22 protein-coding genes, 17 tRNA genes, 2 rRNA genes and 2 riboswitches are annotated in these 25,239 nt (G+C 37.6%); of the genes, 37 read left to right on the forward strand and 4 right to left on the reverse strand.

The genetic code is table 11. The annotated features are described in order from the left end of the window. The 19 genes from LRP83_RS14060 to LRP83_RS14150 form a co-directional block, all read left to right on the forward strand. Positions 1-113 (forward strand): 23S ribosomal RNA (locus LRP83_RS14060); the annotation flags it as partial. A 154-nt stretch (positions 114-267) separates the two neighbouring features. After that, positions 268-383 (forward strand): 5S ribosomal RNA (gene rrf, locus LRP83_RS14065). 10 nt (positions 384-393) lie between these two features. Further along, a tRNA-Asn gene (locus LRP83_RS14070) sits at positions 394-468 on the forward strand. A 7-nt stretch (positions 469-475) separates the two neighbouring features. Then, positions 476-567: transfer RNA gene (locus tag LRP83_RS14075), tRNA-Ser, on the forward strand. Positions 568-583: 16 nt separating this feature from the next. After that, positions 584-658: transfer RNA gene (locus tag LRP83_RS14080), tRNA-Glu, on the forward strand. A gap of 24 nt (positions 659-682) precedes the next feature. After that, positions 683-758 (forward strand) — tRNA-Val (locus LRP83_RS14085). A gap of 80 nt (positions 759-838) precedes the next feature. Beyond that, a tRNA-Met gene (locus LRP83_RS14090) sits at positions 839-915 on the forward strand. A gap of 24 nt (positions 916-939) precedes the next feature. Beyond that, a tRNA-Asp gene (locus LRP83_RS14095) sits at positions 940-1,016 on the forward strand. Between the two features lie 24 nt (positions 1,017-1,040). Then, positions 1,041-1,113, forward strand: a tRNA-Phe gene (locus LRP83_RS14100). A 41-nt stretch (positions 1,114-1,154) separates the two neighbouring features. Then, positions 1,155-1,227, forward strand: a tRNA-Thr gene (locus tag LRP83_RS14105). 13 nt (positions 1,228-1,240) lie between these two features. Next, positions 1,241-1,324: transfer RNA gene (locus LRP83_RS14110), tRNA-Tyr, on the forward strand. A 63-nt stretch (positions 1,325-1,387) separates the two neighbouring features. Further along, positions 1,388-1,461 (forward strand) — tRNA-Trp (locus LRP83_RS14115). Positions 1,462-1,483: 22 nt separating this feature from the next. Next, positions 1,484-1,559: transfer RNA gene (locus LRP83_RS14120), tRNA-His, on the forward strand. Positions 1,560-1,663: 104 nt separating this feature from the next. After that, positions 1,664-1,739, forward strand: a tRNA-His gene (locus LRP83_RS14125). Positions 1,740-1,775: 36 nt separating this feature from the next. Beyond that, a tRNA-Gln gene (locus LRP83_RS14130) sits at positions 1,776-1,850 on the forward strand. 5 nt (positions 1,851-1,855) lie between these two features. Next, positions 1,856-1,930: transfer RNA gene (locus tag LRP83_RS14135), tRNA-Gly, on the forward strand. Positions 1,931-1,938: 8 nt separating this feature from the next. Then, positions 1,939-2,012, forward strand: a tRNA-Cys gene (locus tag LRP83_RS14140). Positions 2,013-2,051: 39 nt separating this feature from the next. Continuing rightward, positions 2,052-2,137 (forward strand) — tRNA-Leu (locus tag LRP83_RS14145). Positions 2,138-2,161: 24 nt separating this feature from the next. After that, a tRNA-Leu gene (locus LRP83_RS14150) sits at positions 2,162-2,242 on the forward strand. A gap of 772 nt (positions 2,243-3,014) precedes the next feature. Here the strand turns inward: LRP83_RS14150 and LRP83_RS14155 are convergent. Then, positions 3,015-3,731 (reverse strand): 3-ketoacyl-ACP reductase, encoded by a 717-nt coding sequence (locus LRP83_RS14155; RefSeq protein ID WP_230497332.1) that lies wholly within the window; start codon positions 3,729-3,731, stop codon positions 3,015-3,017. A gap of 256 nt (positions 3,732-3,987) precedes the next feature. Next, positions 3,988-4,095: riboswitch (SAM riboswitch) on the forward strand. Positions 4,096-4,230: 135 nt separating this feature from the next. Next, positions 4,231-4,335, forward strand: a riboswitch (SAM riboswitch). A 182-nt stretch (positions 4,336-4,517) separates the two neighbouring features. On the opposite strand from LRP83_RS14155, the gene LRP83_RS14160 reads away from it, so the two are divergent. The 6 genes from LRP83_RS14160 to LRP83_RS14185 all read left to right on the forward strand — a co-directional run bounded on the left by LRP83_RS14160 (position 4,518) and on the right by LRP83_RS14185 (position 10,724). Beyond that, positions 4,518-5,450 (forward strand): ABC transporter permease, encoded by a 933-nt coding sequence (locus tag LRP83_RS14160; protein ID WP_290369558.1) that lies wholly within the window; start codon positions 4,518-4,520, stop codon positions 5,448-5,450. Continuing rightward, complete coding sequence (locus tag LRP83_RS14165) at positions 5,450-6,394, forward strand: ABC transporter permease (RefSeq protein ID WP_230497333.1); 945 nt, start codon at positions 5,450-5,452, stop codon at positions 6,392-6,394. Before LRP83_RS14160 ends, LRP83_RS14165 begins: the two co-directional genes overlap by 1 nt. A 17-nt stretch (positions 6,395-6,411) precedes the next feature. Beyond that, entirely contained in the window at positions 6,412-7,425 is a 1,014-nt protein-coding gene (locus LRP83_RS14170) for an ABC transporter ATP-binding protein (protein ID WP_230497334.1), read from the forward strand. 2 nt (positions 7,426-7,427) lie between these two features. Then, on the forward strand, positions 7,428-8,381 hold the full coding sequence (locus LRP83_RS14175) for an ABC transporter ATP-binding protein (RefSeq protein ID WP_230497335.1): 954 nt from the start codon (positions 7,428-7,430) through the stop codon (positions 8,379-8,381). A gap of 329 nt (positions 8,382-8,710) precedes the next feature. Continuing rightward, a complete protein-coding gene (locus tag LRP83_RS14180) occupies positions 8,711-10,327 on the forward strand; it encodes a peptide ABC transporter substrate-binding protein (protein WP_230497336.1) in 1,617 nt (538 codons plus the stop codon). Between the two features lie 28 nt (positions 10,328-10,355). After that, on the forward strand, positions 10,356-10,724 hold the full coding sequence (locus LRP83_RS14185; RefSeq protein WP_230497337.1) for a DUF3899 domain-containing protein: 369 nt from the start codon (positions 10,356-10,358) through the stop codon (positions 10,722-10,724). Between the two features lie 205 nt (positions 10,725-10,929). Here the strand turns inward: LRP83_RS14185 and LRP83_RS14190 are convergent, their stop codons facing one another. Continuing rightward, positions 10,930-11,823: a LysR family transcriptional regulator gene (locus tag LRP83_RS14190; RefSeq protein ID WP_230497338.1), complete on the reverse strand. Its 894-nt coding sequence runs from the start codon at positions 11,821-11,823 to the stop codon at positions 10,930-10,932. Between the two features lie 134 nt (positions 11,824-11,957). Here LRP83_RS14190 and LRP83_RS14195 point away from each other — a divergent pair, with 134 nt between their 5' ends. The 7 genes from LRP83_RS14195 to LRP83_RS14225 all read left to right on the forward strand — a co-directional run bounded on the left by LRP83_RS14195 (position 11,958) and on the right by LRP83_RS14225 (position 19,519). Further along, entirely contained in the window at positions 11,958-12,929 is a 972-nt protein-coding gene (locus tag LRP83_RS14195; RefSeq protein WP_230497339.1) for a 2-hydroxyacid dehydrogenase, read from the forward strand. Between the two features lie 31 nt (positions 12,930-12,960). Further along, positions 12,961-13,635, forward strand: a complete 675-nt coding sequence (locus LRP83_RS14200) for an RraA family protein (protein ID WP_230497340.1) — start codon at positions 12,961-12,963, stop codon at positions 13,633-13,635. A gap of 66 nt (positions 13,636-13,701) precedes the next feature. Then, complete coding sequence (locus tag LRP83_RS14205) at positions 13,702-14,703, forward strand: tripartite tricarboxylate transporter substrate binding protein (protein ID WP_230497341.1); 1,002 nt, start codon at positions 13,702-13,704, stop codon at positions 14,701-14,703. Positions 14,704-14,775: 72 nt separating this feature from the next. Then, on the forward strand, positions 14,776-15,225 hold the full coding sequence (locus LRP83_RS14210) for a tripartite tricarboxylate transporter TctB family protein (protein ID WP_230497342.1): 450 nt from the start codon (positions 14,776-14,778) through the stop codon (positions 15,223-15,225). Positions 15,226-15,234: 9 nt separating this feature from the next. Continuing rightward, a complete protein-coding gene (locus LRP83_RS14215; protein ID WP_230497343.1) occupies positions 15,235-16,743 on the forward strand; it encodes a tripartite tricarboxylate transporter permease in 1,509 nt (502 codons plus the stop codon). Positions 16,744-16,810: 67 nt separating this feature from the next. Further along, on the forward strand, positions 16,811-17,734 hold the full coding sequence (locus LRP83_RS14220) for an NAD(P)-binding domain-containing protein (RefSeq protein ID WP_230497344.1): 924 nt from the start codon (positions 16,811-16,813) through the stop codon (positions 17,732-17,734). A 174-nt stretch (positions 17,735-17,908) separates the two neighbouring features. Continuing rightward, positions 17,909-19,519 carry a catalase gene (locus LRP83_RS14225; RefSeq protein ID WP_230497345.1) on the forward strand — a complete coding sequence of 537 codons (1,611 nt, stop codon included), beginning with the start codon at positions 17,909-17,911 and terminating at the stop codon, positions 19,517-19,519. Between the two features lie 190 nt (positions 19,520-19,709). Here the strand turns inward: LRP83_RS14225 and modB are convergent, their stop codons facing one another. Together modB and modA are read right to left on the reverse strand one after the other, a co-directional pair. Next, positions 19,710-20,366, reverse strand: a complete 657-nt coding sequence (gene modB / locus LRP83_RS14230; RefSeq protein ID WP_230497346.1) for a molybdate ABC transporter permease subunit — start codon at positions 20,364-20,366, stop codon at positions 19,710-19,712. Between the two features lie 6 nt (positions 20,367-20,372). Further along, complete coding sequence (gene modA / locus LRP83_RS14235) at positions 20,373-21,182, reverse strand: molybdate ABC transporter substrate-binding protein (RefSeq protein ID WP_230497411.1); 810 nt, start codon at positions 21,180-21,182, stop codon at positions 20,373-20,375. Between the two features lie 128 nt (positions 21,183-21,310). On the opposite strand from modA, the gene LRP83_RS14240 reads away from it, so the two are divergent. The 5 genes from LRP83_RS14240 to LRP83_RS14260 all read left to right on the forward strand — a co-directional run bounded on the left by LRP83_RS14240 (position 21,311) and on the right by LRP83_RS14260 (position 25,232). Beyond that, positions 21,311-22,237 carry a helix-turn-helix transcriptional regulator gene (locus LRP83_RS14240; protein WP_230497347.1) on the forward strand — a complete coding sequence of 309 codons (927 nt, stop codon included), beginning with the start codon at positions 21,311-21,313 and terminating at the stop codon, positions 22,235-22,237. Between the two features lie 700 nt (positions 22,238-22,937). Continuing rightward, positions 22,938-23,396: a GNAT family N-acetyltransferase gene (locus LRP83_RS14245; RefSeq protein WP_230497348.1), complete on the forward strand. Its 459-nt coding sequence runs from the start codon at positions 22,938-22,940 to the stop codon at positions 23,394-23,396. Between the two features lie 49 nt (positions 23,397-23,445). Next, entirely contained in the window at positions 23,446-23,883 is a 438-nt protein-coding gene (locus LRP83_RS14250; protein ID WP_230497349.1) for an NUDIX hydrolase, read from the forward strand. Between the two features lie 105 nt (positions 23,884-23,988). After that, a complete protein-coding gene (locus tag LRP83_RS14255) occupies positions 23,989-24,396 on the forward strand; it encodes a hypothetical protein (RefSeq protein ID WP_230497350.1) in 408 nt (135 codons plus the stop codon). 449 nt (positions 24,397-24,845) lie between these two features. Beyond that, on the forward strand, positions 24,846-25,232 hold the full coding sequence (locus LRP83_RS14260; RefSeq protein ID WP_230497351.1) for a hypothetical protein: 387 nt from the start codon (positions 24,846-24,848) through the stop codon (positions 25,230-25,232). Positions 25,233-25,239: the final 7 nt, after the last annotated feature.

Here is a 25,239-nt window from a genome sequence, read left to right on the forward strand (position 1 = left end):
CCCATAGCGTAAGCTAGTAAGAACCCTGAAAGATGATCAGGTTGATAGGTCAGAGGTGGAAGCGCGGTGACGTGTGGAGCTGACTGATACTAATCGTTCGAGGACTTAACCAAATTTGATTAGCGATATGATTTTACTTCTTCTTCTATTACATTATCTAGTTTTGAGGGAACAAGGTTTTTTACGAAAGTAAAATTACTTTCGTTGAAATTTTCTCTTGAAATTTTTCAAAAAAACACTATAATAAAATAGTGTCACGAAAAATAGTCTGGTGGCGATTGCGAGAAGGTCACACCCGTTCCCATACCGAACACGGAAGTTAAGCTTCTCAGCGCCGATGGTAGTTGGAGGATTCCTCCTGTGAGAGTAGGACGTCGCCAGGCGTAATATCGTTCCGCAGTAGCTCAGTGGTAGAGCATTCGGCTGTTAACCGAACGGTCGTAGGTTCGAGTCCTACCTGCGGAGCCATATTTTTGGAGAGCTGTCCGAGTGGCCGAAGGAGCACGATTGGAAATCGTGTAGGCGGGTAACCCTGTCTCAAGGGTTCAAATCCCTTGCTCTCCGCCATAATACCTTATTAAATGGCCCCTTGGTCAAGTGGTTAAGACACCTCCCTTTCACGGAGGTAACACGGGTTCGAATCCCGTAGGGGTCACCATTTAATCTATTTTGAATATTATATGGAGGATTAGCTCAGCTGGGAGAGCATCTGCCTTACAAGCAGAGGGTCGGCGGTTCGATCCCGTCATCCTCCACCAAGTATTTTTCGCTCTTGAAAAATACCAATGATTTTTCACGAGAGTGAAAATATCTTTCCTTAATTGCTCATTATTATCGTCGCGGGGTGGAGCAGCCCGGTAGCTCGTCGGGCTCATAACCCGAAGGTCGCAGGTTCAAATCCTGCCCCCGCAACCAATTTATATTAACTTTAAATAATATGGTCCGGTAGTTCAGTTGGTTAGAATGCCTGCCTGTCACGCAGGAGGTCGCGGGTTCGAGTCCCGTCCGGACCGCCATTTTTTTCTGTACAATTTAATTATGGCTCAGTAGCTCAGTCGGTAGAGCAAAGGACTGAAAATCCTTGTGTCGGCGGTTCGATTCCGTCCTGAGCCACCTTGATTATTTCGTATTAGCGAAAAAAAGTCATACTTAATGCCGGTGTAGCTCAGTTGGTAGAGCAACTGACTTGTAATCAGTAGGTCGTGGGTTCGACTCCTATCGCCGGCACTGTTTTTTATCTGGAGGGGTAGCGAAGTGGCTAAACGCGACGGACTGTAAATCCGTTCCCTTGGGTTCGGCGGTTCGAATCCGTCCCCCTCCACCAAGTATTTTTCGCACTTTGAAAAATACCAAATTTTTTCACGATAGTGAAAATAACATTCCTTATAGGGGTATAGTTTAAAGGTAGAACGAAGGTCTCCAAAACCTTTGGTGTGGGTTCAATTCCTACTACCCCTGCCAATTAAAATTAAATAATAATATGGCGGTCGTGGCGAAGTGGTTAACGCATCGGATTGTGGTTCCGACATTCGGGGGTTCGATACCCCTCGGTCGCCCCATTTTTATTGAAAATTATATAATATGAATACAACGAATGTTTACTTATTCATGCGTGAAGTTAATTTTTCTAAAACCTGCCGAATTGTAATTTTATAATGCTATGGCGGTCGTGGCGAAGTGGTTAACGCATCGGATTGTGGTTCCGACATTCGGGGGTTCGATACCCCTCGATCGCCCCATATCTTTATCCGTTTTTTTAATCTAAATCCTATAATTGGGCTATAGCCAAGCGGTAAGGCATCGCACTTTGACTGCGACATGCGTTGGTTCAAATCCAGCTAGCCCAGCCACTTTCGCGGAAGTAGTTCAGTGGTAGAACACCACCTTGCCAAGGTGGGGGTCGCGGGTTCGAATCCCGTCTTCCGCTCCATATAATAAGGCGGCATAGCCAAGTGGTAAGGCAGAGGTCTGCAAAACCTTTACCACCGGTTCAAATCCGGTTGTCGCCTCCAATTTTTTTATACAGTAGAATATTGGCAAAGTTTTATTTTGCCGGGGTGGCGGAACTGGCAGACGCACAGGACTTAAAATCCTGCGGTAGGTGACTACCGTACCGGTTCGATTCCGGTCCTCGGCATTACCTAGATTACTATATTATTGCGCGGGTGTGGCGGAATTGGCAGACGCGCACGACTCAAAATCGTGTTCCTCTGGAGTGTCGGTTCGACCCCGACCACCGGTATAACCAAACGAAAAAATCGCTTATTATAAGCGATTTTTTTTTTGTTTGTGGCTCTGTTTAAATAACATTGTTGGTATTGGATCAAATGAAAAAGACTGCAAACTAATGGTTACCGTTTTCTTACTGTTTTGCTGATAATGGTAACTATTAGCCGCTAATAGTTACCGTTTTTTTATTGTTTTGCTGTTAATGGTAACTATTAGCCGCTAATAGTTACCGTTTTTTTATTGTTGTGCTGTTAATGGTAACTATTAGCCCCTAATGGTTACCGTTTTCTTACTGTTTTGCTGATAATGGTAACTATTAGCCCCTAATGGTTACCGTTTTCTTATTGTTGAGCGATTAATGGTAACTATTAGTTTCTAATAGTTACCGTTTTCTTGTGGTTGTGCTGTTAATGGTAACGATTAGCCACTATTCGTTCCCGTTTTCCCGCTTGTTGATTGTTAACGGTAACGATTAGCCACTATTCGTTCCCGTTTTCCCACTTGTTGATTGTTAATGGTAACGATTAGCCACTATTCGTTCCCGTTTTCCCGCTTGTTGATTGTTGATGGTAACGATTAGCCACTATTCGTTCCCGTTTTCCCGCTTTTTGGTTGTTAACGGTAACGATTAACCTCTATTCGTTTATTACTCTCCTTCAGCTCTTTTAAACACTGTACGAGAGGGACAAAGGGCAGATACAGTATCATAACCCGAGTCATGCCACTCACCACTCTCATCCATCCAAAATACATCGGTTAGCGCATAGATAGTTCAAATAGTACTATTAAGGGTTTGTCGACCAAAGTCCAGCATGTTTTAATACAACACGTGGATGAAGTTTAAGCTGTGCTACCATTAAGTCTGCTAAATCTTCCGCTTGCATTACTCTTTCTGGATTGCCGTCAGTTAAGTTAAGTTTAACGGCCATATCCGTTGCGACCGTACTTGGTGTTAATGTTGTAACGCGAATATTTTTCTTACGCACTTCAAGCATTAATGACTCACTTAGTCCGATAACTGCAGCTTTTGAAGCCGTGTATGCACTTGTAATGGGTGCACCTTTTTGGCCAGCTGTTGATGAGATATTAATGATATCGCCTGTGTTTCGTTCTATCATTTCCGGTAATACCGCACGTGTTGTGTAGTACACTCCTTTTACGTTGACATCGATAATATTGGTCCATTCTTCAGGTGTTAAGTCCATGAAGTTACCGAATTTTGAGATGCCAGCATTGTTTACTAAAATATCGATTGCCCCAAGCTCGTCACGAATTGATTCAACTGCTGCGGTAATTGAGTCTAGATCCGCTACATTTGCCGCAGCGATTGCTACCTTCACACCATACTGTTTAAGTTGCTCTGCTACTTGTTGTAAATTTTCAAGAGTACGTCCAACAAGACCTACGTGAATTCCTTCTTGCGCAAAAGCTATTGCCGTTGCACGTCCTATTCCACGCCCTGCTCCTGTAATTAACGCGACTTTCCCTGCGATTGTTTGCATGTTTATTGCTCCTTTATATGAGATAGTTTTATTTTTGACGAAATAAAGTGTATTAAACTTAAATATCTTAATAAATTTGGTTAGGTGAGGTTGATAAATTTGTTCCGGTGATACAATCGTTGTGCAGCAATAGATCATTCAATTGAAATTAGAAATTTATAAATAAATATTTTAATATATTTCGGTTGACGAAAATCTTACTATGCGTTATCCTTAGCTAGACAAATAGTTAACTTCTAAAAATTTCATATTTACTTTCTTATCCAGAGAGGTGGAGGGACATGGCCCTACGAAACCTCGGCAACAGGTTCTGATGAATACTGTGCCAATTCCTTCAGACATAAATTTGTCTGGTAGATGAGAAGAGCTGATTTCGTGATATCAATCCTCTTCTTTCTATGAAGAGGATTTTTTATTTTAACAAAAATATGGTAAATCGAAATAGGTACATTTGACTATTTACTAGTTCGAAATTTTATTAGAATAACTTCATAATGTTTTCTTATCCAGAGAGGTGGAGGGATATGGCCCTATGAAACCTCGGCAGCAGGTTCTAATGAACACTGTGCCAATTCCACGGGAAGCTATTCCCGAGAGATAAGTTAGAGTTTTTATGTTAAACCTCTCAACTTATCTATGGTTGTGAGGTTTTTCTTATTTTATGACGGTCGAACTTTGAGTCCGCATAGTGTTGCTTTGAAATAAAACTTAGTAAATCTATATGTAAATAGTTATTTTAATTTGTTTTATATATTCATTTTTAGAAAAGGAGGAAGAACCCGTATTATGTCATACCTTATCAAGCGACTGTTCACGATGTTTGTCACTTTATGGATCATTGTCACCCTAACTTTTGTGATCATGCATATGATTCCGGGAGATCCATTTGCGACCGACGCAAAATCTTTGCCGGAGGAAATTGTCCAGAATATGCGAGAAAAATATAATCTGGATAAACCTTTACCGACTCAATATTTTCTCTATTTAAAGGATCTCGTACAATTAGATCTTGGTCCTTCGATTCAATCAAAATCTAGAGATGTCAACAGTCTCATTGCGGATGGTTTTGGTCTCTCTGCATTATTGGGAATTCAATCTCTTTTGATTGCGATTGTAGTGGGGATCGGGTTAGGGGTTATCGCAGCCTTAAATCATAACCGACTATTGGATTACGTTTCGATGTTTATTGCCATCATCGGAATATCTGTTCCAAGCTTTATACTGGCCCCCCTGTTAATCAAGTACTTTGCTGTTGAATGGGGATTGTTACCTGTAGCTGCATGGGGAACTTGGAGCCACTCGATATTGCCAACCATCGCTTTGGCTGTCAGTCCCATCGCCATTATTACGCGGTTTGTCCGTGCAAGCATGATTGAAATTCTCAATCAAAATTTTATTAAAACAGCTGAGGCAAAAGGACTCCATACATGGGAAATCGTTATCAAGCATGGCTTGAGAAATGCCTTAATTCCGGTGATTTCCTTCATTGGTCCTTTGTTTGCCGCCGTTATTACGGGAACGTTTGTGATTGAGAAAATTTTTGCGATACCTGGAATTGGAAAGTATTTTGTTGATAGTATTTTTAATCGAGATTATCCAGTTATTCTTGGTACCACGATTTTCTATAGTGCTATTTTGATTATTACTTTATTTTTTATTGATTTACTGTATCGAGTTATCGATCCACGAATAAAAATCGCTAGCGGAGGTGATTCCTAATGAGCCAACCACAAATTAACATTGATCATCTTTTTCGCCCAGCGGATAAGGAAAGCTTACATAGTGATAAAATCGCAAGGCCTTATGAGAGCTATGGAAAGGAAGTCATTAGGAAGGTAGTCAAAAACAAAATGGCTGTATTCGGTTTTGTTCTGTTAGTGGTTATTATTCTGTTATCGATTTTCGGACCGCATATGGTTTCACATACCCCAAGCAAACAGAATTTAACACAAGGAAATTTACCTCTTTCCAGTGAGCATTGGTTTGGAACAGATGATCTTGGAAGAGATGTTTGGGCTAGAACATGGGCTGGGGCTAGAATTTCTTTAGTTATTGGCTTTGCCGCTGCGATTATCGATTTAATCATCGGTGTTTTTGTAGGTGGCGTTTCCGGATACATGGCAGGTCGAGGGAAGACAGGAGACCGAATTGATAATTTATTAATGAGGATTGTTGAAGTCTTGTTTGGAATTCCTTATTTACTCGTTGTCATTTTATTAATGGTCATGATGAAACCTGGGATTACAACGATGATTATTGCCCTATCAATTACCGGGTGGGTTGGGATGGCCAGAATTGTCCGTGGTCAAATCCTTCAATTAAAACAACAGGAATTTGTCTTAGCCGCTGAAAAGCTCGGTACCTCTCATGCAAAAATAATTATCAGGCACTTACTGCCAAATATGATGGGAATTATCATAGTTAATTTAACGTTTACGATACCGTCAGCGATTTTCGCAGAATCGTTCCTGAGCTTTCTTGGATTAGGTGTTCAAGCGCCTACAGCCAGTTGGGGAACGATGGCCAATGATTCACTAGGAGTTATTCTTAGTGGTCAGTGGTGGAGATTATTTTTTCCTGGGCTGATGATCTCACTAACGATGTTTGCGTTTAATGCATTTGGAGATGGTTTGCAGGATGCACTTGACCCTAAATCCAAATAAGAAAGGAGGTTTGTTGAGTGAGTCATTTATTGGAAGTTGATGATTTAAAGGTATCTTTCCATGTATCAAGCGGTGAAATCCAGGCCTTAAGAGGTGTCTCGTTTCATGTTAATAGTGGGGAAACACTTGCTGTTGTTGGGGAAAGTGGATGTGGCAAGAGTGTCACGGCACAGGCAATCATGGGCATGATTCCTTCCCCACAAGGACGAGTGAAAGAGGGAAGGATTCTTTTTAAAGGTCAGGACTTAACAAAGTTCAACAAGAAGCAATTTAGAAGCGTCCGTGGTTCAGAGATTGGAATGGTGTTCCAGGATCCGATGACGTCGCTTAATCCAACGATGAAAGTAGGCAGTCAAATTGATGAAGTCCTTGTGAAAAATCAAAAACTGTCAAAGAAAGAAGCGAAACAAAAAACGATTGAGCTGCTAAAACTTGTTGGAATTTCGGATGCTTCTAGCCGATATTCCCAGTATCCGCATGAGTTTAGTGGTGGCATGAGGCAAAGAGTTGTGATTGCGATTGCGTTAGCCTGTAATCCTGAATTGATCATTGCCGATGAGCCTACGACGGCATTGGACGTGACAATCCAGGCACAGATTTTAGAGTTATTAAAAAAACTACAGAAAGAAAGAAACACTTCGATTATGCTCATCACCCATGATTTGGGCGTCGTTGCGGAGGTTGCGGACCGAGTAGCTATTATGTATGCAGGTGTGGTCGTTGAGAGTGGCAGGGTAGAAGAAATATTTGAAAACCCGAAGCATCCGTATACATGGGGATTATTAAATTCGGTGCCAAAGCTTGAGAGTAGCGAAAAGGAAAGATTGATTCCGATTGAAGGCTCTCCTCCGGACCTGTTTGCCCCTCCTAAAGGATGCCCTTTTGCGGAGCGTTGTCCTTTTACGATGGAAGTTTGTCTTGAACATATGCCTGGAAAAGAAGTGTTCTCAGAAAATCATCAGGCTCGCTGCTGGCTAAATGATCCCAGAGCACCGAAAAATGAAGAATTGATTGCAGCGGGGAGGGAGTAAGATTGTCAGAATATGTGTTAGAGGTTCAGGAAGTCAAAAAGCATTTTAAAATGGGCGCAAGAAAAACCGTTAAATCGGTCGATGGAATTTCGTTTGCGATTCGAAAAGGAGAAACGCTCGGGTTAGTCGGTGAGAGTGGCAGTGGGAAGTCAACACTTGGGCGAACGATTGTCGGTCTTTATGAAACGACCTCTGGGAATGTACTTTTTAACGGCGAAAATACTTCAAACCTTAACGGGAAAGAGAAAAAAGAGCTGAGCAGGCAAATGCAAATGATTTTTCAGGACCCCACAGCCTCTCTAAACCCCAGAATGAAGGTTGGCGACATTATTGCTGAAGGGATTGATGCTTATAAGCTTCTTAGAGGAAAAGAGAGAAAAGAGAGAGTCATTGAACTGCTTGAAAAAGTTGGTTTACATGCGGATCATGCGAAGCGATTTCCTCATGAATTCAGTGGTGGACAACGACAAAGAATCGGAATCGCAAGGGCATTGGCAGTTAATCCATCCTTTATCGTAGCCGATGAGCCCATTTCAGCACTAGATGTTTCGATTCAGGCACAGGTGATTAATCTTCTCGAGGACTTGCAAAAGGAACAAGAGCTCACCTATTTATTCATTGCCCACGATTTAGCCATGGTCAAACACATCAGTGATCGTATCGGTGTGATGTATATGGGGAAATTGGTAGAGCTCACAACTAGTGAAACCCTGTTCCAAGATCCACTTCACCCTTACACACATGCGTTATTATCGGCGATTCCTGTTACGGAACCGAAATTACGGGGAACACGGGAACGAATCATGCTTTCGGGTGATCCACCTAGTCCATTAAATCCACCAACTGGGTGTCCATTTCGAACGAGATGTCCTAATGCAATCGAGAAATGTGGAGAAGAGATGCCGAAGTGGAAGGAAATAAAGGAGGAACACTGGGTAGCTTGTCATTTATTTTAAGGTTTCATTTATGCATGTTACTTTCTAGCATGTCTTGAAACCAGAATTTGAGTTTACTAGATGGATGAAAGACATTCTGGGCAACAATCCGGTTCAAACTGTCCTTCATAAGGTCGATGAAAGACAATTTGGAGTGAAATCCGGTTCAAACTGTCCTTCATAAGGTCGATGAAAGACATTTTGGAGTAGTATCCGGTTCAAACTGTCCTTCATAAGGTCGATGAAAGACAGTTTGGGCAAACACCCGATTCAAAATGTCCTTCATATGTAAAAAATAAGCAACATTATTAAACTAGTCGATTTTAAAAAGAGAATAGGAGGAACAAAACATGAAAAAGGTTTCACTGATTATTTTTACACTATTAATTTTAATTATTGCAGGATGCAGCAGTAAGGAAGCGGGTAATACAAGTAGCGGAGATTCGAAAGAGAATGTAGCACAGGAGTTAACGCTCAATCTTGGTGGTGAGCCTTATACGATCGATCCAGCCTTCGCATCAGATACTACCTCTTTTTGGGTAATTGATAATCTGTATGAAGGGTTATACATATATGATCAAGAAGGAAATATTGTCGAAGGAGCGGCTAGTAAAGTAGACGTTTCTGAGGATGGAAAAACGTACACGTTCACAATTCGTGATGGTGCTAAATGGTCAAATGATGATCCTTTAACAGCTAACGATTTTGAATTCGCTTGGAAACGTGTGTTAAATCCGGAAACGGCTGCTTATGACCCATCAAGTTTTTACTATATTAAAGGTGCTGAAGAATATAACACTGGAAAAGGTAGTGTCGATGAAGTAGGTATCCAAGCAACGGACGATCAAACGCTAGTAGTAGAATTAAAAACACCAATTAAGTTTTTCCCTAAGGTACTACAAGGACAAGGATTCCTGCCGGTCAACCAAAAAGTAGTGGAAGCAAATAAGGACTGGGCTGCCGATGTAGAAACAGTTGTAACAAATGGAGCATACTCATTAGCAAGTTGGGATCACAATAATGAACTAGTTCTTGAAAAAAGTAAGTCTTATTGGAATAACGAAAGCATCACCATGGATAAAGTAACCTTCAAAATGGTCGCAGATGCTACAACCGAATACCAAATGTACAAATCTGGAGAGCTTGATTTAGTCAAAGCGATTCAAGCAGATGCGATCGAGCAGGAAAAAAGCAACGAGGAGTACCAAAATAACCCGTCGTTCAGTGTTTACACTTACTCTTTCAACGTACAAGAAGAACCATTTACTAATGCAAAAGTCAGAAGAGCCTTTGCATCAGCCATTGATCGAGATGCGATCACAGAGTTTATTTCAAAAGGTGGAGAAAAGCCTGCCTACGGTTATGTAGCATACGGAGTTCAAGCCCCAACTGGAAATGATTTCAGAGATGATGCAGATGAATATTATAAATTTGATAAAAATGAAGCACAGAGCCTACTTGAGGAAGGACTAAAGGAAGAAGGCTGGTCTGAGCTACCTGCCGTAACCTTAAAATATAATTCAGAAGGAAACCATAAGAAAATTGCAGAAGCGTTACAAGAAATGTTCAAAGAAAACCTTGGCGTAACGGTAGAATTAGAAAATCAAGAATGGAAAACGTATATTGACACCTTTAAACAAAAGAATTTCCAAATCGCAAGAATGGGCTGGGTCGGAGACTTCCTTGATCCATACCCAGTACTAAATCTGTATAGTAGCAAAAGCTCCAGTAACTTTACGAATTGGATCAACCCAGAATTTGATCAGCTATTAGAGCAATCCCTAATAGAACAAGATGAAGAAAAGCGATATGAGCTATTGCATCAAGCTGAAGCGGTGCTTATGCAAGACATGCCAATCATTCCGATTTACTTCTCTTCACAAAACTCATTAGTAAAGAGTAACGTAAACGGCATTCGATTCGATCCACTTAGTAACCCTGATTTCCGATTTGCAACAAAGGAATAGGGAATTTCTTTAAAAGGAGACATAAACGTTGAAAAAGTATCTTTGGTCCGTTTTGGTTGTCATTATTGTTTTTGGGATAGTGAGCGCCTTTGGTTTCTATAACTTCCAATCTACTATTCTAATTAATAGAATCTTTCTGACGGGTTTAATGACATTACTTTTAGGTGCGGTTCTTTATGTAACTAGAAGCGGATTTTTAGATCTGTTTTTATCAGGATTTACGAAAATGAAAGATTCCATGATGAAAAGGTCGACAGCTATGCTGGAGGTTGAAAAACAGATGGCTGCGAATGACGACCTGATTGAATGGAAGGAGCGTTTTTCTTTTCAAGTCATGGTCTATTCACTTGGCGGCGGAACAGGACTGCTGCTCATTTCAACTATTTTGTCTCTATAAATCTATTTTTTCTAAAAAAACTCATAAATGTTGTTAATTCAACGTTCATGAGGTGGGACAGAGGGACAGGTTCATTGTCACAAGGGATGGGACCTGTCCCCAAAAATTAATTAAACAAGCATTAAAGCCTTTCACCAACTTTAGGTTGTTAAACCTAAAGTTGGTGAAAGGCTTATTTTGTCGAGTTTAAGAATGAAACTTAAAATCAGCTCAAATTATTTTGAGTATATTCAAGTTGGAAATATTCGTCAAATATATTAATCGATTTTTTGGTAAGAGTTGTCGCTTTTTTATGTGTCAATTTATAAACAGTATAGGGTGGAGGATTATCAACAAGTTCATAGAACTTATAATTTCCTGTTTTTATTGCCATAGTGGCTATATGTTTTGGTACGATTGCCCACTGGCTTGGATTTTGCAATAGGGTAATGAGCAGAGGAGTACAATCTATTCTTACTCGTGAAGTCGCTAGTGGGTCCCACCAATATGCATGCCATGATTGATATTCAAGTCCAAAAGGCATAAACAGTTCATAATTTGGGTCTAATTCTCTTGGATGTATTTTTTCTGATTTAAAATTGTCATTTTTGTTAGAGATAAGCACTACCATTTGTGATTCAAAATAATTTTCAACTTGTACATTTTGATGGACTCTATTTTGTAGTGAAAAAGCAATATCAAGTTGTCGCTTTTCAACTTCTGAATAGAGATGAACAGAATGCAGTGTATGAATGGTTAATTGTAAATTTAGTTGGTTGTTGTTTAAATTCTGAATTACATTTGGTAATAGGAAATTGTTAATACTATCGACTGCACCAATGGTTATTGCTAGTTTTTCTCCTCTAGTTTGTATTAGCTTAGCTTCATGTGATAGACGATTCCATTCTTCTGCCAATTTATAAAATTCTTCTCCCATAGGGGTTAAATTTAATTCCTTTTTACCTTTAGATCGTTCTATTAGTTGATATCCAAATTCCATCTCCATATTTTTAATTCGTTGACTGACAGTTGTTTGTGCACAATGAAGTTCCTTTGCTGCAGCACTAAGTGATTTACATTGGGCGACAGTTAAAAATGTATCAATAAATTGAAATGACATACAATCCTCCCACTAAATAGCAATATTTATAATATTTAATATTAATATAAATCATTTTACATAGCAAAATATAATATTTAATATAGAAAATATATAAAATTTATAATATTCAAATTGATTGGGAGGTGTAGCATTTGTCTATTAAAATCATATATTTTGAAAACGCTTCAATTGAAATGCGGGAAATTCTAGATAAGTATAGTAGTGAGGATATGTATATAAACTACTGGACTGACTTAGACGAGATTGGAAAAAAACATGCATTGGAAGAAGCCGAATATTTAATTACAGCTTCCTATCCAATTACAAGAGAATTGTTACAGCAGGCAAAAAAGGTAAAGCTTATTCAGAAAACAGGTAGTGGAGTAGATAATATTGATTTACTAGCAGCCGATCAATTCGACATTAAAGTAGCAAATACGGTGGGGATTAACACAACAAGTGTTGTTGAAGCGACTTTTGGGATGATACTTAGTTTGTATAGAAAACTTCATTATCTTGATAGATTAACAAAAAATGGAGAATGGAAAATGTTTGAATACCGTTCTTCCATGTATGAAATTAGTGGAAAAATACATGGAATTATTGGTATGGGTCATATTGGAAAAAAGGTAGCAGAACTTTCCCAGAACTTTGGTGCAAATATTTTATATTATGATGCTCACAGGCTATCAACTACCGAAGAAACTGAGAGAGGTTTTTTATTCAAATCATTAGATGAGTTATTGGTACAAGCAGATATTATAAGTTTACATATTCCTCTATTACCATCTACTGAAAATTTAATCAGTAAAAGAGAATTGAGCTTAATGAAACCTACTTCTATTTTGGTGAACGTGGCCAGAGGGAAGATTGTAAATGAATTGGCTTTAGCAGAAGCCCTAAAAAGTAAGCGTTTACTTGGAGCTGCAATTGATACTTGGGCACACGAACCAGTCAATGCAGATAATCCTTTGTTAGAGCTTGATAATGTATTAGCTACTCCACATATTGCAGGTGGGACGAGAGATGCATTAGAAAAAGTACTAGCTATAGCATTTGAGAATATAAGAAAGGTAGAAAATGGAGTGGATCCCAATAACCTTGTCAATGTACCAGTTGCCTAGATAATAAATTCATGAAGGTGAGAGATTTAAAATGACAAATATAGGAATGCGAATTTATACAAAGATTAACAGACCATCTCCTGATTTAATTTCTCAATTCGAAGGTCTGCCAGTCCCAGTAATTGCTGATAATATGAACCGAATGTTTTGTATGGATGCTAGAATAAGACCATTTAACGATAAAAAATTATTAGGTTCGGCTTTCACGATTAGAACCCGTCCTGGGGATAACTTGTTAGTTCATAAAGCACTAGATTTAGCAGAACCAGGTGATATTTTAGTAGTAGATGCTCAAGGGGATTTAACCAATGCTATAATTGGGGAATTGATGGCATTATATGCTCAAAAACGTAACTTAGGTGGATTAATTATTGATGGTGCTGTACGAGATGTAGATGCCTTAAGACATTTGGATATTCCAATATATGCAGCAGGAGTTAATCCTAGAGGACCTTATAAAGATGGACCTGGGGAAATAAATGTTCCTATTAATTGTGGTGGAGCTGTCGTGAATCCCGGGGATATTCTAGTAGGTGATCAAGATGGCATCGTTGTCATAAATCCTGCAGATGCTGAACAACTCCTTATTCATTCTCGAAATAAACTGGCATCAGAAGAGGAGACTAAAAAGGAAATTGCGAATCTAGACTGGGACCGAACATGGGTTGATAAAGCATTAATTTCCAAAAACACAGTAATTCAATAAAATTTTAGTGTTTGTTGGAAATCTTATAAAACTTTTTCAAATTAATATTAAAAAGGGGATGAAAGTATGTTTAAAAAGTTTCATGGGGTAAAATTGCTTTTTGTTGTAGTTTTAGGTTTGTTATTACTTGTTGCTGGGTGCTCAAATAATACTAAAAGTTCAGGAGAAGAATCATCCGCAAAATTCCCAGATAAGCCGATTAAAGTTATTGTTTCCTATTCAGCTGGAGGTAGCTCAGATATTGGGGCACGCTTACTTATGCAGTATGTTGAGAAGGAATTAGGTGTAGCTGTAGTCGTTGAAAATAAACCTGGTGCAGGAGGCTGGGTCGGCTGGGAGGAATTACTAAATTCCAAAACCGATGGATACACCATTGCTCTTATTAATACACCAAATTTAATGACTGGGTATATGGATCCTGAAACAGGACGCGATCAGAATTTAGAAAACTTCGAACTAATTGCGAACCATATTACTGATCCTGGTGTAATTGCGGTTAGAAAAGATGATGACCGGTTTAATAGTATGGAAGATTTAATTAAATATGCAAAAGAAAATACAGCAACAACTACATCAACTGGTGCACTAGGCGATGACCATATTGCATCATTAAAATTAAATAAGAAACTAGGCACTAAATTTAATGCCGTTCACAATGGTGGTGCTGGTGAAAGTGTCACAGCAGTGTTAGGTGGCCATGTAGATGTTTTATTTGCAAACGTTGGAGATGTTACGACCCTTTATAAGGATAATGAAATAAAGATACTTGGCGTAATGTCAAATGAAAGATCACCACTATTACCTGATGTCCCAACTTTAGCTGAACAAGGTTTTGATGGAGTTGTTTCATGGTCTGCTAGAGGATATGCAGCTCCTAAAGGTGTAGGCGAAAAGGAAATGAAAGTCCTAAGAGATGCTTTCGAAAAAGCAATTAACAATCAAGAACAAATTGATAAAGTACAAGAAACAGGTTTACAAGTTAACTATCTAAACTCAGAAGACTATATGAACTCTTTAAAAGAAGAAGAAAATGGAATTAAAGAGATTAGCGATTTATTAGGGTGGTAATTTGAATAAGCCACAAGGATGGGTTTCCTATCCTTGTGGCTTCTAATTAAAGATTAGGATGGGGAATTTGCTTTGAAAAAACTTGGGGTATATGTGGCATTGTTTTTTCTTGTATTTAGTGGTGTAGTTTTTTGGCTCTCATTACAACTTCGATATAAAAGTCAATTTGGACCTGGTCCTGGTTTCCTACCCCTTTGGACGAGTGGATTATTACTTTTATTTTCAGTCTTTTATTTAGTAATGGCTTTCAAAAAAGATATCATTTTAATTAAAGATGTTTTTCCAAAAGGGGAAGGATTCGTAAATGTACTTGTAACTTTTCTTTCTCTAATTCTTTTTATGGCTTTAGTAAAGTTTGCAGGATTTGTAATTACCGGTATCATTACCTTATTTTTATTATTTAGCCGTGGTTATAAATGGTATTGGAGCTTAGGACTGGCAACAACTGTAACCCTAGTTGTTTTTGGTTTATTTGGTCAATTATTAGGAATCCCATTACCTGTAAATGATTATGGTTGGTAGGAGGCAGCTATGGAATCTCTTCAATTTTTACTTTCAGGTCTCGGTGAAGCTTTAACTTGGACTAATCTACTATTTTGCTTAATAGGAGTTAGCTTCGGGATGTTTATCGGTGTCTTGCCAGGGCTTGGTCCAACCGCGGGGACAGCCCTACTTTTACCATTGACATTTACCTTAGATCCAATTCCAGCCATTATTATGTTAGCAGGTATTTATTATGGAGCAATGTACGGTGGAACCATAACGTCTGTACTTATCAATACACCTGGTGAGGCAGCCTCCTTGATTACAACTTTTGATGGATACCCTCTAGCCAAACAAGGGCGGGCTGGTGTTGCATTAGGCATATCAGCAATTGGATCATTTATTGGAGGCATTGTTTCAGTTATAGGGTTGGTACTTATAGGACCTGCCTTAGCCAGAGTGGCCTTGAAATTTGGCCCCCCAGAATATTTTGCACTTGTCTTTATGGGACTGGCTTTGTTAATTGGATTAATGGGCAAGTCACTAATAACGGGTATAGTAGCAGCCCTTTTCGGATTATCTCTATCATTTGTTGGTATTGATTTAAATACAGGTGTCACTCGTTTTGCGTTTGGCCAAACAAGTTTAATGAGTGGAATAGACTTTGTATCTGTAGCAATGGGGTTATTTGGATTATCGGAACTTTTTATAAATGCAGAGAAAAGTTTAGGAGCAAATGCAGAAAGACCGCCAAAGGTTAGCGGACTATTTCCAAAAAGGTCAGAATGGAAACCAACCATGAAATCAATTGGTAGAGGTAGTATGTTAGGATTTTTTATCGGTTTAATTCCAGGTACAAACTCCGTTATCCCTACTATTTTAAGTTATACAATGGAGAAAAAACTCGCAAAGGATCCGTCTCGATTTGGTAAAGGGGCATTAGAAGGAGTGGCAGGCCCAGAAACAGCTAATAACTCTTACAGTGGTGGAGCATTAATTCCTTTATTTACTTTGGGAATCCCTAGTTCACCTACAGTAGCTGTATTACTTGGGGCATTTATTATGCATGGACTTACTCCAGGACCTACTTTATTTGAGAAAGAGCCTCAATTTGTATGGACAGTAATTGCTAGTATGTTAGTTGGTAATGCCATTTTATTATTATTAAACTTACCATTAGCCAATCTTTGGGCTAGAATCACAATGATTCCTTATCGATTATTATTCCCTATTATTATCATGATCATCATTGTAGGTACCTATAGTTTAAATAATAGTTTATTTGATGTCGGTGCCATGTTGGTTTTCGGTATTCTTGGCTACATCTTTAAAAAGGCTGAAATTCCACTTGCACCTATAATATTGGCATTCGTATTAGGTGAATTGTTAGAGAAAACCCTAATACAATCATTAACCATTTTTGAAGGCAATCTTTTAAGTTTCTTCTTGCGACCAATTTCTGGAACCATTTTGGCTATTTCTATAATAGCAATCATATTAAGTATTATTTCTTCAATAAAGAATAAGCGTTTAGTTAATGAAGATGTGGAAATGTAATAAATTTGTTGAATTGTATCTCGTATTAAGGATATAAGAATTTGATCTTAAGCAAAGTGGTGAAGATATGGAAAAAGGTGTAGAATCTTCCATCAAAGTAAATGTTGGGATAATTGGTTTTGGAGAAGTAGGGCAAATTTTTGCAATGGGGTTGTTGAAAAATAATCCTAATGTAAAAGTATATGTATATGATATTTTACTTGAAAAAAAACAAACCGAAATTGAAGATAAGATTTTTAATATTGGTGCAGAACCTGTTTATCATATAGACAAACTTTCTCAAAAATGCGAGATTGTTTTGTCATTAGTGAATAGTTCGGCATCAATCAATGTTGCGAAGGAATTTTCCAAAGAGTTAGATAGTCAAGCAATCTTTATAGATTTTACAACAAGTACTCCTCAGGATAAAAAAATAAGCGAAAAATTGGTACAAGACAAAAATGGCTTGTATGTTGATGCTGCTATTATGGGAACTGTTGCAACTGAAAAATATAAAGTTCCACTATTATTATCAGGAAGTCACGCTAGCGAGACAGAACAACATTTAACAAAACTTGGCTTTAACTGTCAGATAGTTGAACTTCCAAACGGAGCATCATCAAGTATTAAGTTATTAAGAAGTATATTCATGAAAGGTTTAGAAGCATTAATTTTAGAAACGATGATGACAGCCAAAACTTATGGCGTTAATAAAGAAGTATTGGATAGTATTTCTAATACATTGAACAATAATGATTTCACTACTTTTAGTAATGCTCTAATAACAACGCATATGATTCACAAAAATAGAAGAATGAAAGAAGTTAGTGATAGTTTAAAATTAATAACAGATGCAAATTTACAACCTCTAGTTACAGAAGGAGTATTATCTTTCTTCAGTAATTCTGTAAATAAACAGATTGATAGTGAAATAGTGCAAACAAATGATATTGAAAAAATTCTTGAAGTTTATTCAAATAAAAATGAGGTAAAAAGCGGAAATTTAATTTGAATAAAATGACCCCTAAGGATAAAAAGTGGATAAACAATTTAAACACTCATAAATGTTGATAATTCAACATTCATGAGTGTTTTTTTGTTTCTATCTGTTTATCCTCTACATAACAATACATACAACATAATCAATTGGAAATAATTAAACAGTATGATTTCGAGTAATGGAGGAATGAAATTGAAAGATCATCAATCAGATACTACTAGTCAGGGTACTGGTGAAAGTTCAGATTCGTTAACAAACCGTCAAGGTCATCCTGTAACAGATAATCAAAATATTAGAACTGTAGGTAATCGTGGGCCATCAACACTTGAGAATTATGATTTTATCGAAAAAATTTCTCATTTTGACAGAGAAAGAATTCCTGAACGGGTTGTTCATGCACGTGGTGCCGGAGCGCACGGATATTTTGAAGCCTATGGCAAAGTAGGGGATGAGCCGATAGCAAAATACACAAGAGCAAAGCTTTTTCAGGAAGCTGGAAAACGCACACCGCTATTCGTTCGTTTTTCAACGGTGGCTGGCGGGATGGAATCACCGGAAACAGCACGTGATCCTAGAGGTTTTGCGGTAAAGTTTTATACGGAGGATGGAAATTGGGATCTTGTCGGGAATAATTTGAAAATATTCTTTATCCGAGATGCGATGAAATTTTCAGACATGATTCATGCGTTTAAGCCTGACCCAGTTTCAAATCTAAGTAACCCGGAAAGAATGTTTGATTTTCTCTCTCGTACACCGGAAGCTACACATATGGTTACCTTTCTATTTTCTCCTTGGGGAATTCCAGCGAATTACCGACAAATGCAGGGGTCAGGTGTTAATACATACAAATGGGTTAACAAAGATGGAGAGGCTGTTTTAATCAAATATCACTGGGAACCGTTGAAACAAGGTATCAAGAATCTTACTCAAAAGGAAGCACATGAGATACAAGGAAAAAATGTGAGCCATGCGACCCAAGACTTGTATGAAGCAATTAAGAACGGTGACTATCCTGAGTGGGAGCTTTGCGTTCAAATTATGAGTGACGATTACCATCCTGAGTTGGATTTTGATCCATTAGATGATACAAAACTATGGCCAACAGACCAATTTCCATTCCTAAAAGTAGGCAAAATGGTGTTAAACAAAAATCCAGAAAATTACTTTAATGAAGTGGAGCAGGCAGCTTTTGGAACAGGGGTATTAGTAGATGGCTTAGATTTTTCAGATGATAAAATGTTACAAGGCAGGACTTTTTCTTATTCCGATACTCAGCGATATCGCGTAGGCACTAACTATTTACAGCTACCTATTAATGCACCTAAAAAACGTGTTGCCACGAATCAGCGAGGAGGGCAAATGTCCTTTTATGTGGATACAGCCCCAGGTCAAAATCCACATGTGAATTATGAGCCTTCCGTTACAGGCGGCTTAAAGGAAGCCGAACAAATAGGTAAAGTCCATGAGCCACACTATAATGATAAATTAGTTCGTGAAACAATTGACCGTCCCAATAATTTTGGACAAGCTGGTGATACCTACAGAAGCTTTGAGGACTGGGAAAGAGAGGAGCTTATTAGCAATCTTGTAGATGCGCTCAGTGTTTGCCGAGCTGAAATTCAGAATAAAATGATTGAGTATTTTACTAACGCTGATAAGGATTATGGGAAACAGGTCAAGGATGGATTAGCGAAAGCAATGGAATCTAGAACGGATACTTCACATACAAGCACAGTAGATGCAGATGAAGCAACCAATAAATCAAGACAAATGGGACACGAAGCAGATCCATATTAAAGCAAGTTAATAAAAAAGGCTCTTTATACAAACTTGTATAAAGAGCCTTTTTTTAGCTATGTTGATCTAAATGAATCTGTTTGCCGTCTGGATTTTCAGGGGGGAATGCATATGTAAAAGCCAGCCAGAAGAATCGTCTTTGTGGCTTTTGTTTTATTGTCGGTGACATCATTCCCCTAGTGTTTACTTTTCATGACTTTATTGAGTGTACAGATAGCAACATTAAAAATGATATTCCAATCATACAGACTACCCATAGCCAGGCCATTTCCATATTACCTGAATCGATAGCTATATAGATTGCAGTGGGAATGGTTTGAGTTTTCCCAGGTATATTTCCAGCAAACATTAGTGTGGCTCCAAATTCACCTAATGCTCTTGCAAAACTCAGGATCCCACCGGAAATAATGGATTTAAGTGCTAAGGGAATAGAAACAAACATAAATAATGTAATTCCATTTGCGCCATCCACACGAGCAGCATTCTCAATCTCAATGTCAACGGATTCAAATCCTGTTTTAGCAGATTGATACATGAGTGGAAAAGCTACGATTGTAGAAGCAATAACAGCAGCCCACCATGTAAATATAATAGGCTGATTAAATATCCACTCGATCAATTCTCCTATTGGACTGTTTCTACCGAATACAACAATCAATAAAAACCCCACAACAGTAGGAGGCAGTACTAATGGTAAAAGGAGAATCGTTTCAATAACGGCTTTCCCTTTGAATGTCTTATTTGCCATAACTTTTCCCATTAGTAATCCCAAAACGATTACAATTACAATGGATACAGATGCTATCTCAAGTGAGAGTTTAACTGGTGACCAAAAATCTAATGTCATTGTTAATTAATTCAATCCTTTAAATCCATACTTTTCAAAAGTCTTCTTGGATTCTTTATTTTGAAGATATTCGTAGAAAAGTTTGGCTTCTTTAATATGGGAACTACTTTTAATGATTCCAACAGGATAAATGATAGCTGCATGAGTATTTTCTTCGGCAGTTGCTACAATGTTCACTTTTGATGAAACCAATGCATCGGTTTTATACACAATTCCAGCATCTACATTGCCTGTTTCCACATATGTAAGAACTTGGCGAACATCCTTTGCAAATACCATTTTTCCTTCAATGGATTTCCAGATATTTAAATTTTCTAGCGTTTCCTTTGCATACTTTCCTGCTGGTACGGACTCAGGTGTGCCAATAGATATTTTCACTGCTTTGCCAATATCTTCAAATGAGGTTATACCTTTATCGGAATCCTTCGGAACTACCAACACAATTTCATTTCCAAGAAGGTCAATTTCATTTTCCTTTTCGATTAATCCTTCTTCCACTAATTGATCAAATTTGTCCTCAGCAGCAGAGAAGAAAAGATCAACTGGTGCCCCCTGAAAAATTTGCTGTTGAAGGGATCCTGAAGCGCCAAAATTATAGTTGATTTTTACATTAGGATTTTCATCTTCAAAAGCCGTTGTTATTTCATTTAGGGAATCTTGCAAACTCGCAGCTGCTGAAACAGTCAATTCCACTTTTTCATTCAGAGAGTCTTGTTTCGTATCTTCCGGCTTTGTACTTGGGTCATTTTTTGAGCAGCCAGACATGATAAGAACGAACATGATCATTGATAAAAATAGAAAATATGGTTTTTTCACCATTTCACATCCTTCTTAAATTATAATTAGATATAGCTAATTATATTTAATTATAACAAGTATAGATGTTAAAGAAATCACTTTTTAAAATGAAAGTGAGATAAAATGAAAGATGGAGGGATGAAAATATGACAATGGAGATTTCTTATACAATTGAAGAAGTATCTCAACTATTAAAAGTATCGAAACTGACCGTTTATGATCTCGTTAAAAAAGGTGAACTGCCTGTATTCCGGGTCGGAAGGCAAATGAGAATGCAAGCATCGGACTTGGACAATTATATGAAAAGTAATAAAACAGTTGTTTCGCAAGTCCCAATTGTAGAAACTTACTTGTCCGAAGTCAAGGATCCCTCCCATCTAGTTATCAGTGGTCAAGATATGGTACTTGATATACTTGGAAAGTATATGGAGAAAGACAATGCTTATCCTATTTTACGCTCCAATGCGGGAAGTTTGAACGGGCTTATCTCCATGTACAATGGTCAGTGTAATATTGTAAGTGTGCATATGTATGACGGGGATACAGGAGAGTACAATCTTCCATATGTTAAAAAAATTCTAGTGGGTTATCCTTACGTTTTATTGAACCTACTTTCAAGAAAAGCGGGTCTTTATGTTCAAAAAGGAAACCCATTAAATATCCAGTCATGGAGTGATTTAAATCAGGAACATGTTACCATAATCAACCGTGAAAAAGGGTCAGGCGCACGTATCCTGCTGGATGAACAGCTAAGAATTAACCATATACCTTCTAAGAATATTCATGGGTATCTTAATGAAGAGAAGAGCCATTTAAGTGTGGCATCTGCTGTTTCCGCCGGGAAAGCTGATGTAGGAGTAGGACATGAAAAGGCTGCTAAAATAGTGGGAATTGATTTTATTCCATTAATAACGGAGCGTTACGACCTTGTCATACTAAAAAACACTAATAATGAAAAACTTATAGGCACCGTAAAAGCCATTTTATCTTCACAACAGTTTCAGTCAGAAATAAATGCTATTGGAGATTACGATATATCACAGACGGGTTCTGTCATTTACGAAACATTTTAAAAAGGAAGGCTGCTGAATTTCAGTATCCTTCCTTTTTATCGTCCCGGTACGGAGGTGGGACGCAGGGACAGGTTCCTTGTCCGATGAAACAATAAAAGTGGGAGGAAAAACCTGTAAACTGTACCATCCCCATGTCCCACGAAATTAGTAGGGAAGATGGAATAGGTACAAGAAATCATAAGCGGAGAATTTCCGACTAATGTGTATAGAGGAGGCTTAAGAAGCAGATATAAGCGGAGAAATTCCGTTTAAGCTTAGCGAAATGACCCATTTTGACGTTTTTTAAATTAATAGTCGGAATCCCTCCGTCTATATAAGCCAATTTCAGTGCTTTTTCGTCATTAAGAGATATTTCTCCGCTTATATATAAAACCATGCTGATTTCCTCGGAGGGACAGGTTTGAACTACACCCCAATTGATAGACACAACTAACAATTGGGGTGCAGTTCAGACCTGTCCCTATGCCCCTAATAAATAAAATGGATGGGCATCTACTACTTGTAGATGCTTTTTATTTTACGCTCTGTTAAAGCTTAATGTTGATTATTGAAGGCTATTCGTTACCGTCAATAGCTAAAAAGTGAGAAAATGGTAACAATTAGCGTCTATTCGTTACCGTCAATAGCAAAAAGAGGATTTTTTAATTTCAACAACAGTGTTTAACAGAGCCTTATTTTAAATTATTTAGGAGGATTCACAATGAAGATTAGAGAATTGAATGTTAATGAAGAACCCCCAATCAATTTAATGCTACTGGCTGACCCTTCTCAAAAACTAATAGAGGAATATTTGAACCGAGGAGTATGTTATGTAGGTGAAAAAAATAATGAAATAACTGGTGTGTATGTATTGCTGCCTACAAGACCAGGGACAGTTGAAATCGTTAATATCGCTGTTTCTGAGAATGAACAAGGAAAAGGGATTGGAAAGCAGTTGCTTATGGATGCGATTCAAAGATCAAAAGCAGGCGGTTTTATAACGATAGAAATTGGAACGGGAAATTCAAGTATTGGACAATTAGCTTTGTATCAAAAATGTGGATTTAGGATTACCAATGTTGATCGTGATTTTTTCATACGGCACTATGAGGAAAAGATTTTTGAAAACGGTATCTGGTGTAGAGATATGATCCGGTTGTCGCAGGATTTGAATAATTAAGATTATGTTGAAAACAAGTTAAGTAAATTATGCTTTTGGGAGGTATATCATGTTTATCGTAAATGTAGAAGGTGCTATTTTTAGAGATGATAAATGGTTGATTATTGAACGAAGTAAAAAAGAGGAACATGCAGGTGGGTTGCTTGCACTTGTGGGCGGTAAGGTGGAAGAAGAGGGGAATTCATCAGATATATTAGAAAGAACGGTAAAACGTGAAATCTATGAGGAAGTAAATGTAAAAGTGAAAGAACAGTTGAAATACATACATAGTACATCATTTGTTACGGATTCAGGTGAAAATGTGGTTGATATTGTCTTTCTATGTGAATATGAATCCGGCGAAGCTGTTCCAAAAAGTCCAGATGAAGTTGAGGCCGTGACTTGGATGACAGCTCAACAAGTATTTGAACACCCTAATGCTCCTGATTATTTAAAAGAGAGTATTAAACGGACTGAGTGCATGAAGAGTGCAAATATACTTTTGTAAGGTTTGTGCAGGAAGAAGTAAGAATAAAACCTTTACGGCATGGACAGCCTCTCTACCTAAACTTAGGTCTGTGTTAAGGGGAAATGGGTTATCTTTTATAATCGAATGCCAGGAATTATTATTCACAATAATTCATTATTTGAAGGTTTTGTAAAAACGCACAAGAAAGAGGTGATTACCTTGAAAAGGGTATTAACAATGGGTTTAATTTTCATTTCTATTATTCTTTCAGGGTGTAATACAAACAATTTAAGCGATGCTGAATTTACTAACCTTACACCAGCCGAAATTAAAATGGATAACTCTACTTATCTAATGACTGATGAAGTTTTAACTACTAACGAAGTTGAAGAACAAATAGGAAAGGTTACTAAAATTCTGGAGATTGTTTCTTACTCAGAAGACCAAAACCCATATAAAAATCCGAATAAAATTTTTAAAGTAAGCGATGAAAGTGTCGAAAAGGTTATTGCAATTCAAGTTAATGAACAAACTGTATATCGCAAATATTGAAGAATAGTTTTAATAACTGTTATACGTAGGGGTAGAATTGGTAACAAAATCTAAACTCACTCTATACCTCTAATGAATTTATAGTTATGTTATTTGGCTTTTGACACGCTGGAATTTGATCTTGGTTCGTATGGAAATAAGTCCTTGTTTTATTGCGTAAACATGTTTCTTGTTCTGATTATAAATAGCCTGCCACAAAAACAAATGTCCTTAGATAGTACCGTACACCCTACATTGAAAAAGATGAGTTGATCTCTAATCAATTAAGTTTCTAAAAATTATATAGGTATCTGCCTATTCCTGGGACAATTTGGTTACATAGAATGCCATTGTGGTCAATTTGAACTAAAACCTAGGAGTGTGAATGTGTTATGGAAAATGTAAATCAAAATGAATATCGTGAAGATTTGTTAAATTGGTGTAATAACATATATCAAAATTGGGAAAACATGAAACCTAAATTTACAAAACTTTTCGATACAAGAAGCTTAAATGAATGGGAAGAGACATGCCGAAAACTAAAAGATAAATTAGAAACAAAAGTTGAAGCGAGTATGGAAGATTATCATGAAGCTACTAGCTTGTATGAACAATGGGAAACATTAATTACCGAGTCTAAATGTAATCTTGATAATGTTCAATCTGAAGAGAGAAATATAGAATCTGAAGAGAGAAATGTTGAATCTGTTTCTTTAATTACTGATGATGAAATTGCAGAGCCAAGAGGCGAAAACGATAGGGTAGATCCATCTAATGAGGAAAAGATTGAAATGATTAAGATGGTTCTTAATCTGGAAATACCGATTGACCAATTCAAAATGTCTTTATTAAAGTGATTATTAA

Source organism: Pseudoneobacillus rhizosphaerae, assembly GCF_917563885.1.
GTDB lineage: Bacteria > Bacillota > Bacilli > Bacillales > Cytobacillaceae > Pseudoneobacillus > Pseudoneobacillus rhizosphaerae.

Excerpts from the sequence above, each read along its gene's own strand:
- LRP83_RS14155 (WP_230497332.1), bottom strand. The coding sequence starts at position 3,731 with ATGCAAACAATCGCAGGGAAAGTCGCGTTAATTACAGGAGCAGGGCGT.
- LRP83_RS14160 (WP_290369558.1), top strand. The coding sequence starts at position 4,518 with ATGTCATACCTTATCAAGCGACTGTTCACGATGTTTGTCACTTTATGG.
- LRP83_RS14165 (WP_230497333.1), top strand. The coding sequence starts at position 5,450 with ATGAGCCAACCACAAATTAACATTGATCATCTTTTTCGCCCAGCGGAT.
- LRP83_RS14180 (WP_230497336.1), top strand. The coding sequence starts at position 8,711 with ATGAAAAAGGTTTCACTGATTATTTTTACACTATTAATTTTAATTATT.
- LRP83_RS14190 (WP_230497338.1), bottom strand. The coding sequence starts at position 11,823 with ATGTCATTTCAATTTATTGATACATTTTTAACTGTCGCCCAATGTAAA.
- LRP83_RS14200 (WP_230497340.1), top strand. The coding sequence starts at position 12,961 with ATGACAAATATAGGAATGCGAATTTATACAAAGATTAACAGACCATCT.
- LRP83_RS14205 (WP_230497341.1), top strand. The coding sequence starts at position 13,702 with ATGTTTAAAAAGTTTCATGGGGTAAAATTGCTTTTTGTTGTAGTTTTA.
- LRP83_RS14215 (WP_230497343.1), top strand. The coding sequence starts at position 15,235 with ATGGAATCTCTTCAATTTTTACTTTCAGGTCTCGGTGAAGCTTTAACT.
- LRP83_RS14220 (WP_230497344.1), top strand. The coding sequence starts at position 16,811 with ATGGAAAAAGGTGTAGAATCTTCCATCAAAGTAAATGTTGGGATAATT.
- LRP83_RS14225 (WP_230497345.1), top strand. The coding sequence starts at position 17,909 with ATGAAATTGAAAGATCATCAATCAGATACTACTAGTCAGGGTACTGGT.
- modB (WP_230497346.1), bottom strand. The coding sequence starts at position 20,366 with ATGACATTAGATTTTTGGTCACCAGTTAAACTCTCACTTGAGATAGCA.
- LRP83_RS14240 (WP_230497347.1), top strand. The coding sequence starts at position 21,311 with ATGACAATGGAGATTTCTTATACAATTGAAGAAGTATCTCAACTATTA.
- LRP83_RS14245 (WP_230497348.1), top strand. The coding sequence starts at position 22,938 with ATGAAGATTAGAGAATTGAATGTTAATGAAGAACCCCCAATCAATTTA.
- LRP83_RS14250 (WP_230497349.1), top strand. The coding sequence starts at position 23,446 with ATGTTTATCGTAAATGTAGAAGGTGCTATTTTTAGAGATGATAAATGG.
- LRP83_RS14255 (WP_230497350.1), top strand. The coding sequence starts at position 23,989 with ATGCCAGGAATTATTATTCACAATAATTCATTATTTGAAGGTTTTGTA.
- LRP83_RS14260 (WP_230497351.1), top strand. The coding sequence starts at position 24,846 with ATGAAACCTAAATTTACAAAACTTTTCGATACAAGAAGCTTAAATGAA.